A 15,195-nucleotide genomic window follows, 5' to 3' on the forward strand; every position below is an offset into this window, starting at 1 on the left:
TTCGCTATATAAGCTCAGTTTCTAGCACCCATTTTTCACTGCCCCACAAGTTTTTCTGCTCTTTGTACATATTCGAAGAACGATGAGCAGAGAGGTGTGTGCCTATTAAAGGTTATAATGGTTAGTTTTAGGGCAGGTATCGTTGAAAAACCGTCAAACTTTGATCACCTCCGAGATCCTATTCTTAATCTCTATAAAAATGAATGGATTAAATAGATCGAAATGAAACTTGTGGTCAATTGAGCCAAATCGAAGCATTTTGCCATTGTATGGACAACCCTTAACCTTACTGAACAGTCAAGTTACCTCGAGATAAAAATTAAACCAGGCGGCCAAATCATCTAACTGACAAAGAAAATAATATAAGACCAAAAATTTCGAAACAAAATCACAAATACTACCTTTATCACCAATTGTCCTGTTTTATCTATGAACTTCATTAGCAACAGCTAATCAAAACGTATATTCTTGGCAAATAGTTATTATTTGCAAACCAGATTCTTTATATAACGGCCAAATCCGATATAGATGATAAAGCGAATTATAAATGAGTAAAATATCAGAAAAACTATTACTAGTGATATTTATACTAAATTTTTCTTTCTCATTCTCAACCCTTGAGACGGTTATCGATCATTTTGAAAACACGCCTGTTTCCGGCTCTATTATTCACTATCACAATAGCTTTTTCAGTGTGTATCCTGACTCTCATAATATTAATGATAATCATGATATCGAAAATTGCAGTGCTCATCACTGTCATTCAAACCATCAGGCCATTACCAATGGTTCGTTAAGTTTTACAAAAATCACTTCTACACTATTCATGCTTCAAAAAACGATTTTTTACACCTCCCCTCTCTACTCAATATTTAGACCGCCTATTTCCCTTTAAATTATCGAATGAAATCTTGGTTTTAACCATACGAATTATCGTAGATATCATGACATTTAAAGGAAATGAAAATGGCTCATTTAGACGCATATTATATTTATCGAATCGAAGGAAATTGGAATAATATTCCCCACCAAGTCACTGGTTTATTATATAACTACCATTGTGATTCATTTTTCGAAAAGCCTATTATCCCACATGAGAACACCAACCCAAATAGAGTTGAATCTTTAGAAAAGCTATCACCAAATCTCTACCCACCAAGCTTTTGGATTACTGACAGTAATAACTTCCCTCTAGGCCTGATTAATCAATGGTTTGATGAGAGCGAGAACAAGATCTCAATTCCTAGTTCAGACGGAATGTCTCACACCATATCGAGATTAGAAGGTCGATTTCAGAACCAGTTAATCACCAAAGCGCTCAGCACAGTGCCTAATTTTTTAATTGCCGATGGCCATCACCGATATGAAGCAATAAAACAAAAAAGGTACACAACAGCACTGCCTGTTTTTGTCATCTCATCCTCTCAAGCCGCATTTCAGTTTAACGAGCTATGTTTCAAGTTGAAGGAAAATACCAACATTGATTGCCTATTAAGTAGGATCTCTGAAAATTGGCTTACTCAATGCCGAATTGATGAGGCCGATATTAAAATTAACTTTGCTAATAACACATGGGGATTGCGTCTTAAAGAAAATGATCGAAAAAACGCAAATATATTTATTTTAGTCTATGAAAAGCTAAAACAAATTAATGAAATCACATCAATAAAGACCTCGCCAGAATGTTCACGGTTTGATAAAGAATGTGTATCAGTGAAAGTGGTACATTCTAATGTGTCTCATGTTATTCAGGAAGGAGTATCAGGGCGAAGAATGCCTATTAAGTCGACGTGTTTTGGACATAAACCGAATGAAAATATTCTACAACACATTGCCAAAGCCTACTCCAACGACTCAATGCTAGAAGGAGCATTATCATGAGCATCACTAACCCTATCCAGACTAACATCGTATATCGCCACAAGCTGCTCGCAAATTCAGTATCAGAAGCAGTGGGCAATGTTCCTTTTATTAAACTTAATCGAATTCATACGTTATGTTTAAATAATGATTTCTACGTAAAAATGGACTCTTGCAATCCTACCGGTAGTATCAAAGACAAAAATGCAGCGTTTTTAATAAGCCAAGCTGAGCAAAAAGGTCTATTACAACCGAATGGTACAATTATAGAATCCAGCTCAGGCAATTTTGGCATGTCACTGGCAAGTATTGGGGCCTCTAAGGGCTATCGAGTGATCATTGTAATTGACGCCAAAACTCCGCCTCCAGTCATCAAGATGTTAAAAGCTTATGGCGCACAGCTAGAAGAAGTCCCCTTATCTTTTGCCGACAAAGCGGGCTCGATGCAAAAAGCTCGTATGGCCCATGCCAAAAAACTCGCCGATGCTATTCCAGGCTCCTTTTATCCATGCCAGCACCTTAATCCCGACAACCCCCTCGCACACTATTATTATACGGCGTTTGAAATTTCGAATGCGTTTGAACAACAACCCGATGCCATCGTTGTTGGGATCAGTACCGCCGGGCAACTGTCAGGGACCGCTCAGTATTTTAGAGTCCATAGTCCGCGAACAGAAATCGTCGCGGTCGATGTTGCTGGCTCTGGCATCTTTGGTAAACCAAGACATCCTTATAAAATGACGGGGCTTGGCCTGTCTTTTGTTCCTCCCGCATTTAATCGTAGTGATATCGACTACGCCTATAACGTCACAGATCAAATGGCCTTTTCTATGTGTCACCACTTAGGCAAAAAGGAGGGGTTATTGTTAGGCGCATCTACCGGAGCCATCGTCAGCGCAGGGCTTGCGTACGCCGCACAGAAAAAATCTCAACAAACAACGGTGGTACTTATCAACCCAGATAGAGCGGATCGCTATCTGGATACGGTTTACAACCATGAATGGTTAGCCCAAGCCAACGTGCAGCTCTTCAACGAACATCAGTTACAACAACATATTGATGATTTGTCTCCAATCTATTGCCCCAATCAGGCTAAGGAGGTAACAGTAGATGCGATCTCGTAATCGGCGTTACCTCAAAGAGCTGGCGCCTGCGTCTTTAAGCGATATGGTGATGGCCTTAGGCGATCCGATTATCATTTTCGTCTTGGCCTCACTGCCCAACAGTACCCAGAGCCTAGCCGCCTTTGCGCTAGGCAAAGGCATTGCCGTTTTCTTTGAAAGCCCAATCATCTCGGTACTGCCCGTATCGAACCTATTATCAGTAGCAAAGAAAAGTCGAGAGGTGTTGTTTCGCTTTGTGTTGACATTAGGTTTGATACTGACTCTAAGCATGTTGCTGCTCTCATTATTGCCCGAACTCGGCTGGTTCATGTCTGTTCAATCTGGCGTTTGGGAACAAGCGTCATTGATGGTCTTACTGCTGTGTCCTTGGCCTTTGATGATCGCACTAAGGCGTTACTGGCAGGGGCAAATACTTCATGCGGGGTATTCTGCCGATATCGCCAAAGGCGCTATTTTAAGATGCCTAGTCTTAATTGGTGTCTCCTTTTCCATCACGCTTGTTTCCACTTCAAGCGCGATCATTGTCGCTGGCGCATTGTTAACGGGCGTATTGGTAGAGCTGATATACGTTCGTTACCGCGTGCGTCGTTTCAAACCCACCGATGCGGGAGTTGATCCCGCATTACCCACCGACATGAGAACCATGGGGCGTTACTATTGGCCATTAGCACAATCGATGATCACATTATGGGGAGCTCGCTTGATGCTACCCATTTTGATTGCCTTTTTGGGAGAGCTAGAACTCGCGGCATGGGCGGCAGCATGGATGCTGGTGATCAGTATCAGCAATGGAGTACGGATGCTGCAACAGTTGGTCATCCGTCACTTGCAAGCATGTCCAGACAATAAGCGGGGAATCGAGAGAAGACACTTGTTTCGTTTTTCATTATTGGTCGGGATAGGTTTTAGTGTCACTCTAGGGTTTATCGCCTTTTCCTCATTGGGGCAATCATTGATGCTACTTTATGTCAGCGGCGATACACAGCTTACCCATGCCATGCACCCAGTGTTGGTTGTCTTACTGATTTTGCCGATGTTGATGGCAGTTCAGTACTACTTTATGGCATTGCTAATGTTAAAAAATGCAACGAACTCCATCGGTAAAGCCGCCTTTGTGGCCAATCTTTATATGGTCGTCGGTGTGGCGTTAATTGTATGGTTTCATCTGCCATTATATACCATCGCGATCCAAGTGGCGCTCGCTATGCTGCTAGAAGTTGTCTTGTTAGGGGGAGCAACAAAAAGCCGAAAATTAGTCACTATACAACCACGGAGCTAGCGCCATATTCGGCTGATTTTAGAACGAAGCATCCTATAAATCGTATTGAACTCCGGCTTCCATGAATGGCTTGGCCAGTGAACTGCCCCCAATAGTTGAACACCAATTATTGGGGGCTTTTACTTTAGATGCGTTGTAGCACGTCAAATCAATGAGGCGCTCTACTCTCCACCCAACTTCGCATCCAACGCCTGCCTGACAAAACCACTGCTTTTTTGCAACAGCGATTGAGCTTCCGTGCTATCCAAGCCAGCTAACAGCATAACAATGGCGGTTTTACAGTGATGGTCGCATGCGTTGAGCGCTTCCTCTGCTTGCTCCCTGGTACACTCAGTCGCTTCCATTACAATTCGTTTTTGGCGCTCAACCAATTTCGCGTTGGTTGCTTCTACGTCAACCATTAAATTGCCATATACTTTTCCGCAGCGAATCATAGCACCTGTAGTGAGCATGTTTAAAACGAGCTTTTGTGCCGTCCCTGCTTTCATTCGAGAAGAGCCTGTCACCACCTCCGCACCAACGATAGGCGTGATAGCAAATTCAGCAAGTTGAGACATTGCAGAATCAGGATTACAACTCACACTGACTACTTTGGCATTTAGAGAGCGCGCATACTCCATAGAGCCCAGCACATAAGGTGTTCGCCCGCTGGCCGCAATGCCAACCAACACGTCAGCACTAGAGAACTGTATCTCTTGCAGATCCTGAATACCAAGCTCTTTACTGTCTTCAGCATTTTCAACGGAGCGAGTGATCGCTTGTTGACCACCAGCGATAATTCCAATTACTTGATCTGGTTTGGTTCCATAGGTGGGTGGGCATTCACTCGCATCTAAAATTCCAAGACGTCCAGACGTACCTGCCCCGATATAAATCAGTCGTCCCCCCTGGGAGAAAGCAGAGGCAATAGAATCAACCGCAGCTGCGATTTCTGGTAGCGTTTGCTCGACGGCAAGCGCTACTTTTTGGTCTTCTTGGTTGATCACGCTCAGCATGTCCAATGTCGAGAGAGTATCGATATTTTCACTGGCGATATTGCGGCTTTCGGTAACTAAACGGGTTAAATCCATGGTTGGCCCTAGCATAAAGATGATCTCAATAGGTAGAGAGTAATTGACTAGGGTAGTCAAATACAGTGTTCATGCACTCAACTGAGAAGCGAAACAGCCAGCGTTTTCAAGACGCTTTAGCGACACCAAACCTTTTATCGTAAGACAGGGCTAGATAAGAAACGAGATAAGCACTGGCCACCCCCACAATATCGCCAACAAACACATCGAATAAGCGATGCTCACCCATCAATACACTTTGCGCAACACCGCCAGCTGCAAGCGCAACCAACATAGAGCGTAAACCATAGGCCACGGGATATTTTGGAATACATAATGTCGCGATGATCAATATCCCAGCAAAATCATAGAATACGGCTGGAATGGGCATGGAGAGTAGAATAACGGTCGCTGCGGCTAAACCAAATGCCGCACCACCAACCCGGTGAACCAACTTAAGGTGCATGCTAGTGAACTCGCCGGTTATCACCGCAACCGATGACCAAATGACCCAGTTTGATTCGGGTACATGATAGTAACGAACAAAAATTGTTGTCAAAAAGACGGCAATGGTAATGGATACCACAGTCCACACCGCTTGTGGATTCCATTTGGGCATCACTAAAGTATGCCACTTCCATACCACTTGGTGCCTGTCATCAAAGCTGCAGACAATAAAATGCACGATGGTAGGACCAACTAGAGCCACCAATGCCCAAATGACGAGATCCATACCATGTTGGCTAATATTGAAACCTGCGTGTTCGCTCAAAGCGATGGAAAGGTATAACGTCGGAATTAATGTAAAGCTACCCAATGTCCGGTAAGGCTTACCGAACACGCTAAGTCCCATACATAGCAGTGCCCATAGTGTTACTACGCAGGCATAAATCCAAAAACTGGGCTGCACACAGAGCAAAAGCACGATACCCAACATGATCACTATCCAATGCAACACGATAGCAGACATGCCCCAACGGAACGTTCTCAACACGTGGTAAAGAGAGAAACTCGCCAGCGCAAACTCGATCCCCATTTCATCTCCCGTGAACCAATAATAAATAAAACACGGCAGAATACTAAGTACAACCCAAGACACTTTCTTGGTGAAGTCATTATTTATAAGGTATCTCGCTGATAAGTAAGCCATCATATCTTCCACTCCAAACTGTGCATCATGTGAAAGCCGAACTAAAGAGAGTTATATGTTATTTTTTCTAAAAGTAATACCAATAGAAGACGAAACTATTAGACTAAAAACAAGGCATAAATCCAATCAATTCTGTTGATATAAAAACTTTCACATATTGTATGATAGCGAATAAAGGTAAATAGAATAATCAGTATTAATAAACCTTGTTGTTAGAAAAAATAACAAATACCAAAATCGGTGCGAATCGCTAGTAAACAACGAAAAAAGCGGCTGCCAAATCAATGACAACCGCTTTTGTTTAAGAGATATTTGACTAATGAAGAACAGGTAACATGTTCCAGCTCGCCATAAAACTTAGCGATAGCAGCACGATACCAAAGATGACCAAGATGGTAAGTAGAGGTACGCCACCTGAGACTTTAAATGCGCCAGAAGCATCCGCCAATTTGTTTTGACGACGAATAGACACAGCCATTGCGACTGGCAGGAATACCAAGACCACAGCTAGGCTGGCAGCAGCATAATCTAACGCCACCTGAAATAAAGTCGGCGCAAACAGCACCAATGCCAATGGTGGCAAGTAGGTCAACAGTGCACCTTTACCATTACCACATTTGGTTTGGCTATCTAATTTGAAGATATCGGACAAATAATCTTTCAGCGCCATAGTGACCGTTAAGAAGGAAGTCGTCACTGCAACATTCGTAAACACATCCATGACTTTATGGCTCCAACGCAACGAACCTTGTGAGCCTAACATAGTGAATAGAGCGCCTACGTCACCGCTGCTGTGGGTATGCAAAAAGCTAGAATAGCTGGTATGACCAAATCGAGGCAAAATCCCTAAAGTCACACAAAGCCACAAGCTATAGAGAAGAAACGGAATCAAACTACCAACCACAATGGCAATTTTAAGCTGTTTAATATCCTGCTCTAGATAGTTGTACATGCTAGGCACAATGACTTGAAAACCGAACGCGAAAAACAGCACAGGTACGGCATACCAAAAATACGGCAGCGTATGTTTAAAATCGAAGAGGTTCGCGTGAGTCACATCAGGCATCAAAATTGCCACCAATACGATAAAGCTAATCCCTTTGATTGAAAGCAAGGTTCTGTTTGCTAAATCAACCGAACGGTGGCCAAAACAAACAATAGCGCCCAACACAATCGCAAACACCAAACTAGACACCCAATAAGGCAATGTCACACCACCTTGTTTGAGCAACGCACTCAACATGGAAGTACCGCCACTCAGATAGGCAGAAGACACAGCATACATAAGGATTAAATAAGCCACCATACAGACAACTTGGCCTACACGACCTAGCGTCTTGCTGCACATAGTGTCGAAATTGATGTTTTTGATCTTAAGCTTGGCAAGCACTTCAACGAGTAGTAGAGCTGTAACGACAGAAATGATCCAAGTAATGCCAAGTGAAATAACAGTAGGAATAAACCCTAAGCCTGCCGTTGATAAAGGTAAAGCCAAAATCCCTGCACCAACACATGTGCCGGTAATAATTAATATGGCTCCTATGGTTTTCGATTCCATCAAATTCTCACTTTATAAATTGAATAATACAGACTATTAATATATGTCTTATCAATAGGTAACTATTGTCTAGAAATTAAAATAGAGGGGAGTATCCAATAAGCGAGGAGGCATGAAAATCTATAATAACTTACATCTCTGTAAGCTAAACTAACATATTATTCTGAATTACCAAAAATTTAGCTCAATAAACAACCGATCAACAGAATTAAATTCTACACCAAACGAATTATCTCTCAAACATTAATTTTGCTTATTGGTATTTGTGCATATTCATTATTCAGAAAACATGTCCAAAATGAGTTTGCATGGTGTAATTGATCAATGTAGCTTGTATCATGTTGCTTAATTTACCTCCACTTTCCTCACTGTCACTCAACTGAGCCTTCATCTTCTATGCAATTACGTAAAAACATCATACACACCCTCAAAACGTCTTTTGGCAATGCCATAGAATGGTATGACTTCTGCTTGTTTGGCTATTTCTCTGCCACCATTGGCAAACTGTTTTTCCCTACAGAAAGCGCATACAGTAGCCTGCTGATCGCGTTTGCGACCTTCGCTGTGGGATTCATGGCTCGCCCGCTAGGAGGCATTATCTTTGGTTGGGTTGGAGATCGAGTAGGGCGCTACTTTAGTATGAACCTTGCGATCATCATTATGGGTTTGTCGACGCTGTTTATCGCCTTCTTGCCTGCTTACTCATCCATTGGCATCTTGGCGCCTATTTTGTTGGTTGTAATTAGAATTATTCAGGGCATCTCCGCTGGCGGACAATATGCTAATTTGTTGGTCGTGACAGCAGAAAATAAACAGCTAAAAAACACTGGCTTTTACTCGGGCATCGCCATCACTGTATCCCTCATTGGCTTCTTACTTGCTTCTGGCACCAGCTATTTGGTCTTGAATTTCACCCCGCCAAGCCTTGAACATTATGCGTGGAGAATGACTTTCTTCTTTGGTGGCGTGCTGCTTGCTATCTATTTGCTGATCATTCGTTCACAGTTTAACAATAGCGAAGTTAGCTTCAATGACCGCTCCAATGCACCAAACACCAATACCTACAAGCACTTATGGAAGGAGCATAAGCTTAGCTTTATGATCGTAGTATTGTTTAGCGCGTCACTGGGGGGAATGTTCTATATCGATTTTGTTTACTTCGTTACTTTTTTCAACCAATACAGCCACCTATCCATGAGTCAGTCTCTGACTTTAAATACCATCTCGCTGCTGTTTGCCTGCCTGCTTTATCCTATGTTTGGATTACTGTCTGATAAATATGGTCGAGCCAAAATGACGCTATATGGCATTGTTGTTCATATTGTTCTGCTTTACCCGGCCATTCACTTAGTTTTATCACAAAATATCGTGAGCATGGCGTTTGGCTTATTACTGCTAGTGGTTCTAGGCTGCTGGGTTCAAGGTGCGATAACACCCATTTTTTCAGAAATATTTCCGCGAGACGTGCGCAGTAGCGGATGCTGTGCAAGTTACGGCATTGGTGCTGCCATCAGTGGCTTCTCTCCAATGCTCGCCACCCAACTCGACCACAGTTTTTCCAATGGCTTCGTGTATATCTTTGCTGGTGCCCTGATTATTGGCGCGGGTTGCGCCATTCTATTGATGATGAGAAATACATCAAACAACTCGCTCATTGCGCAGCAAAGTTGATAAGCTCAAAAGCCAGTTCGGCAAAAGAGCGGTATTTGGCTTGATACTTAATCGGGGGGTTATCAGGAGCATTGCCACCAAATACCGCTTGGAACCGTAACATAATGCTGCCATTTGCATCAGGAAAAAACAGATCACTTTATTGATTCGTTCTTCCCCAATACATTGAAGTGTCCGTGACTATCTTGCTTCCATTACAATCCTGATTAGGATTGGAGGAAATAGGTTCAGCTGATCTTTCTGTGTTTTACCTATCACCCAGCAACATAACGGCTTACAGATAACCTAGATAATGGACTCCACTTTTCTGCCGTAGTTCATCGTGCCTATCTTATAGTTCCGCTTAATGTTGGGCCTAACGACTTTTAACCTCTCATCCCAGTTGAAGCAGAATACACCGATAACCGGAACATGATCGCTTTCAAACTGATTAAACGTCTCCATCGACACCGTATTATGATTTTTACGGTAACGATAATCCATTCCAGCCGTAATGATGTCGCAGCGCGTTTTACCCGGCACTAAAAAGTTACCATGTGCAATAAAACCCACCCTGTCCAACACACCATAGTTTGCCTTTGTGTTGCCACTTTTTTTCTCCAACTTAGGCTTTAACACTTTTGTTAAGCTAGGAAAATAAGTGGAGTTAAAGCTTCTGGGCGGGACAAATTGCAGTTTGCTGTACTGAGGTAACACTTGATGGAAGTTGCGCTCTAACCTCTGACGAATTTGCACGGAGCTAACTTGGGATTGGTATTCGCTTTGAAATAGACCGTAGTTGCTATTGCTCTTCGATTGATCGACATAGGTATTTTGTAAGTCTTGATGAAAGTTATATCGTTTCTGCGTTTTTGTGCTGTACTTGTTCCCTAGATTATTGTAATTGCTGTTAAACCCTTGCATCTTATTAGAAAACGAAGACACGTTTTCAAACTCATCCATCACTGAATATTTTCTATTTTTTGCGGTACTAATCGCGAGCTTATTACCACCATTAAATTGGCCGATCGTCATGCGCTCGTTGAAATCACCCACCATGATCAGCGCAGAAAGTGGCACATTGTAAGAGGCTACTTCATCAATGAGCTTGTCGTATTCGTACTTTCGGTCACTTTGCTCTGCGGAATCGAAATGAATATTGCATATCGCAATGTACGCCGTTTGCCTTTCATATTCATGCTTACCTCTTTTTACGCTAAGTACGAGCTTCAAAATGGCATAGTTACCCCCCTTATTCCACGAAGATGACCCAGGGATCGTTTTCATCGAATGATGAACACTGCCTTTATGAATCACTTCTATCGATGATCGGCTTCCTTTTGAATCAACCAGATATTTATCCTTCACATAGACACGAAGTTGAACACTACCTTGTCCATGCTCCTTGGGTTTGAAGAGCATATCGTCCCATTTGGTTACTGTCCGCATGATTTCTTTGCCAATGTCGGTATAGCCTTTTAAAGATTTCCCCATGGCATTATGAAAACTGTTCCCTTCTTGTGTTCCGACTGCTATGACTTGAGCGCTTGAGCTTCTAAGAGCCTGAGCAAGCAAGCTTATGTTGTTTTTCCCTGTTTTTGTTTTTGAATAGGCTTGGTTCGCAAGGTTATAAGTTAAAACCGCCACCTTTAGATTTGACATATTCTTTCCCTATTTAGCCAATTTAGAACACAGCATCCTCTTTACGAGGTTGAACATCATCCGAGGAAAAATGCCAAGTGTAAACAGTCTGTAAAATTTTGTGTGAGTTAAACCCATGCAACTTATGGGCAGTGGTGATGTCTATTGACTTGCCTTGTGTTTTCAAACCATGGCGGTGATATGCACGATGTGGTTTTAGAGTATATACTGCCGAACAATCGTCATAGGATAGAAATTGAGTATCAGGAAATTATATATGGGTAAACGCAAGGCTTATGTGGCTTTGATAATTGTGGCGGCTATTGGTGGCCTTTATACGTATTCAAGCCTACACAACCAAGATAAAAAGTCGTTTGCTACTGTCACGGTAGAAAAAGGCACCATCAGTAAACAAGCCACTGCGGTTGGAAAAATTGTCCCTGCCCACTCAATTTCAATCAAGTCACAAATCGATGGTATTGTTGGGAAAATATACGTGAAAGTCGGCGAGCGGGTTAAAAAAGGCCAACCTCTGATTAAATTGCTGCCCAACCCCACACCACAAGCGCTTACTGCGGCAACAACCGAATTAATGCAAGCTGAAGCGGCGCTCGAATCGGCGCAAAAAACGCTCGACAACTTAAAGTCTTTGATCAAACAAAAAGTCATTCCAAACAATTATGATCAATACATTCAGGCCGTGTCAGATTTAAAAACCAAACGTGCTGAAGTACAACAGAAAAAACAAAACTTGGAATTGATTCAAAGCGGCGAAGCCAATATTGGCAAAACCAAATTGACCTCGACAATCTACGCCCCCATTAATGGTACGGTGCTGGATTTAAAAGTAGAAGTGGGCGAACCTATTATTTCAACAGAATCCAGTCAGTCAGCCACCGAGATGATGTCATTGGCGGACATGAATCACCTAATCTTTAAAGGTAGCGTCAGCGAGCACGATGCGGCGCAGTTGAAATCCGGGATGCCAGCCATTATTACCGTTGCTCCCTACCCGAAAGATGTGATCCCCGGAAAACTCAGCGAAGTGGCGATTCAATCGGAAAGCTTGAACTCGCCAGATAGCGAAGTCACCAAGGCCTTTGACAATGGTTTTGAAGTGGAAGCGAGCGATTTAGCTTTTCCCAGCAGCATCACGCTTCGATCGGGTTTTTCGGCGAGTGCGAAAATTACCCTTAAGCAAGCCAAGGACGTACTCGTTATCCCAGAGCGTGCACTTAAATTTGATGGTGACACCCCTATGGTGCTGATCGCCGATGATTCTAAGAAGGGTTATCATAGCCAAAAGGTCACGTTAGGGCTCTCCAATGGAATTAAGATCCAAGTGACAAAAGGCGTGAAACTCGGAGAAAAGTTGGTCGATGCAAGCATGGTAGGTAACAATGAATAATAAAATTGTCACCGCCGCGCTATGCACCATCTTATTGCCCCTGAGCAGCATACCTGCCCACGCCCTCACGCTCACCCAAGCATGGACAAAAGCGAAAGCGCACGATCCTGACTACAAGAAAGCGCAAATTGGCGTATCACTGAGCGAGTCTGAGGTAGACAGCAGCAAAAGTAATCTACTGCCTTCCGTCTCAGCCACGGCATCATCCAATATGTACAACAATGCGGATAACACCAACACTTATGGTGTGCAGCTGACCCAGTCATTGTGGAATAGCGCCAACTGGGCTGACTTAGACAAATCCGAAGCCAGCGTTGTTGCGGCAAAACTGTCGTTAACGAAATCAGAAAGCGACTTGGCGTCCAATTTGGTGAATGCCTATCTCAACCTGTCCAATGCCCAAGATAACCTAAACCTAGCGATACAAAAGGAACAAGAGGGTAAAAAACTACTCAGCATCACCGAAAAACGCTACCGAGCGGGAAAAGTCAAATCCGTTGATTTAGAAGAGATGCGTGCAAATAGTCTCTCCGAGCAAGCATCGGTATTCAGCAACCAAGCAACCGTGGCAGAAAAAAAAGCCGATTTAACCAGCTATATCGATACCACACCAGATAGTGTGAACGAGATCCGAGTCGACAACCTATCCCAACCCGCCATGATGCTGGACAAGGAGCAAGCTTGGCTAACGCTTGCAAAGGATAACAGTCCAGCCCTGTTAGAGGCCTTACAGAAAATCAAAGTCGCAAGGTTAGCAGTCAAACAAGCTCACGGAGGCTACTACCCAACGGTCAGTGGAAAAGTGGGCTACAGCGATAGCGATTCCATTGGACAAGGGCAGTTTTCAGCGGGCGTCACACTTACTGTTCCTCTTGATACCAACGGTTCAACCCAAGCTCAAGTCGCTCAAGCGGATTTAAACTTGATGGATGCGCAGCAAGACGCACGCAAAGTAGAAATTGCACTCAAAAAACAAGTGCAAACCCAATTTGCCCAAGTGCTCTCGTATTGGCAACAGGTCAGCATGGCCAAGCAATTGGTTTCTCAGCGAGAAAAAGTACTTCAGAGCCAACAAGCCTTATACGATGCAGGTATGGCCTCAGCCTCGGATCTAATCGATGCGCACAACAATTTGTACTCCGCTGAAAACGAATTGCGCGCCGACTTGTACGATTACTGGCGACAACGAGTCGCATTATGGCAAACCGCCGGTAGGCTAAACGAGAGCACCATTGCCGTTTTAGCCAAGGCACTCACACCATGAAAGAGCTGATCTCACAAACGCTAAGTACGCTATGGGCGTACCGGTTGAAGAGCACGCTGGCGATCATCGCGATTGCATGGGGCGTCACATCCGTTGTGGTGCTAATGGCTTTGGGAGAGGGTTTTTATCAAAAACAAAGTGCCGCCTTTGCCATTTTATTGAACAATACTCAAATGGCGATATCAGGCTCGGCCAGTAAAGCGTGGCAGGGTTTGCCACCACGCCGAGCCATCACTTTAACCAAACATAACGTGGAACCATTGCTCCATTCTCCACTAGTTAGCGCTATATCCATTCTTTATGAAAATGATAAAACGGTAGTAACCAACAGCAAAGGTCAATCTATTGCCTCCTCAGTTGCTGGAATTGATCCGAACTATTTGGCCATGTCCTCTTTGCAATTGAAGCCCGGCTCAAGAAACTTTACCCCGATAGATCAGGAAAATCACGCTCGCGTGGCGATTCTAGGTTGGCAACTGGCTGAAACCAGCCATGTAAAAGTTGGTGATGCCATCAGCATTAACCACGTCCCTTTTACCGTTATTGGCATTCTCAATGGTGACAATGTTCAGGTGAGTTTTGGTGACGCGAATCGTGTTGAGATCCCCTCCGCGACCTTTACTGATATGTGGGATAGCTTTCCAGCCTATATCGTCGTAAAACCAGCAGGTCGAACTTCGGCCAGCGAACTAAGACAAGAAATCATCCGTTACTTTTCGCACGTATTGCACTTTGATCCCAGTGACGACAACGCTATTTACCTTCCAGACCTTAGCGGTGGTGCGGAAATGATTAAGGCGGTCTTACGTGGCATACAATTGTTTCTGGCCGCCAGTGGGGCGATGACGCTTGCCGTAGGTGCTCTAGGTGTTGCAAATATCATGTTTTTATCTGTGACTGAGCGAACCCGAGAGGTAGGCGTAAGGCTAGCCGTTGGCGCAACAAAGTTCTCCATACTTAGACAATTTATGGCAGAAGGTATCGCATTGGTTTGCTTAGGCGCATTGGTTGGCTTGGGGCTATCTTGGCTTGCCGTGTACCTACTCAATACCCTATCCCTGCCAAATTGGCTTGGTTCCCCGATCATCACACTGAGCGCTGTTAATATAAGCTCAGGTATTACCTTCTTGCTAGCCATACTCGCGTCTTGGTTCCCGGCACGAAGAGCGGCCGCACTCACTCCCATCATCGCCTTGAGCGCGAGGGCGTAAC

12 protein-coding genes are annotated in these 15,195 nt (G+C 43.7%); 7 read left to right on the forward strand and 5 right to left on the reverse strand.

Annotation, left to right across the window (positions count from 1 at the left end; genetic code table 11):
* Positions 1-966 precede the first annotated feature (966 nt).
* The 3 genes from M9194_RS09330 to M9194_RS09340 are packed head-to-tail and all read left to right on the forward strand — an operon-like array spanning position 967 to position 4,263.
* Positions 967-1,881, forward strand: a complete 915-nt coding sequence (locus M9194_RS09330) for a DUF1015 family protein (RefSeq protein ID WP_250612364.1) — start codon at positions 967-969, stop codon at positions 1,879-1,881.
* A complete protein-coding gene (locus tag M9194_RS09335; RefSeq protein WP_250612365.1) occupies positions 1,878-2,984 on the forward strand; it encodes a cysteine synthase family protein in 1,107 nt (368 codons plus the stop codon). The genes M9194_RS09330 and M9194_RS09335 overlap by 4 nt, the downstream gene beginning before the upstream one ends.
* A complete protein-coding gene (locus M9194_RS09340) occupies positions 2,971-4,263 on the forward strand; it encodes a hypothetical protein (protein WP_250612366.1) in 1,293 nt (430 codons plus the stop codon). Before M9194_RS09335 ends, M9194_RS09340 begins: the two co-directional genes overlap by 14 nt.
* Positions 4,264-4,424: 161 nt before the next feature.
* Here M9194_RS09340 and murQ read toward each other — a convergent pair whose 3' ends face one another.
* From murQ to M9194_RS09355, 3 genes are all read right to left on the reverse strand, one after another.
* Positions 4,425-5,333, reverse strand: a complete 909-nt coding sequence (gene murQ / locus M9194_RS09345; protein WP_250612367.1) for an N-acetylmuramic acid 6-phosphate etherase — start codon at positions 5,331-5,333, stop codon at positions 4,425-4,427.
* A gap of 106 nt (positions 5,334-5,439) precedes the next feature.
* Positions 5,440-6,465 (reverse strand): FUSC family protein, encoded by a 1,026-nt coding sequence (locus tag M9194_RS09350; RefSeq protein WP_250612368.1) that lies wholly within the window; start codon positions 6,463-6,465, stop codon positions 5,440-5,442.
* Between the two features lie 313 nt (positions 6,466-6,778).
* A complete protein-coding gene (locus M9194_RS09355; protein ID WP_250612369.1) occupies positions 6,779-8,020 on the reverse strand; it encodes an amino acid permease in 1,242 nt (413 codons plus the stop codon).
* Between the two features lie 396 nt (positions 8,021-8,416).
* On the opposite strand from M9194_RS09355, the gene M9194_RS09360 reads away from it, so the two are divergent.
* Positions 8,417-9,691, forward strand: a complete 1,275-nt coding sequence (locus tag M9194_RS09360) for an MFS transporter (protein WP_250612370.1) — start codon at positions 8,417-8,419, stop codon at positions 9,689-9,691.
* On the opposite strand, the gene M9194_RS21685 is transcribed toward M9194_RS09360, so the two are convergent.
* Both M9194_RS21685 and M9194_RS09365 read right to left on the reverse strand, forming a co-directional pair.
* Complete coding sequence (locus M9194_RS21685; RefSeq protein ID WP_284676552.1) at positions 9,672-9,794, reverse strand: hypothetical protein; 123 nt, start codon at positions 9,792-9,794, stop codon at positions 9,672-9,674. The two genes, M9194_RS09360 and M9194_RS21685, sit on opposite strands and share 20 nt — an antisense overlap.
* Positions 9,795-9,976: 182 nt before the next feature.
* The gene (locus M9194_RS09365) at positions 9,977-11,332 is read right to left on the reverse strand and encodes a hypothetical protein (RefSeq protein ID WP_250612371.1); all 1,356 of its coding nucleotides are present in this window, start codon (positions 11,330-11,332) and stop codon (positions 9,977-9,979) included.
* 256 nt (positions 11,333-11,588) lie between these two features.
* Between M9194_RS09365 and M9194_RS09370 the strand changes: the two genes are divergently transcribed.
* From M9194_RS09370 to M9194_RS09380, 3 genes are read left to right on the forward strand one after another with little or no spacing between them, the layout of a single operon-like run.
* Positions 11,589-12,719, forward strand: a complete 1,131-nt coding sequence (locus M9194_RS09370; protein ID WP_250612372.1) for an efflux RND transporter periplasmic adaptor subunit — start codon at positions 11,589-11,591, stop codon at positions 12,717-12,719.
* Positions 12,712-13,983 (forward strand): TolC family protein, encoded by a 1,272-nt coding sequence (locus M9194_RS09375; RefSeq protein ID WP_250612373.1) that lies wholly within the window; start codon positions 12,712-12,714, stop codon positions 13,981-13,983. The genes M9194_RS09370 and M9194_RS09375 overlap by 8 nt, the downstream gene beginning before the upstream one ends.
* Entirely contained in the window at positions 13,980-15,194 is a 1,215-nt protein-coding gene (locus M9194_RS09380) for an ABC transporter permease (RefSeq protein WP_250612374.1), read from the forward strand. Before M9194_RS09375 ends, M9194_RS09380 begins: the two co-directional genes overlap by 4 nt.
* Position 15,195 lies beyond the last annotated feature (1 nt).

This window comes from Vibrio sinus (genome assembly GCF_023634645.1).
Taxonomy (GTDB): domain Bacteria; phylum Pseudomonadota; class Gammaproteobacteria; order Enterobacterales; family Vibrionaceae; genus Vibrio; species Vibrio sinus.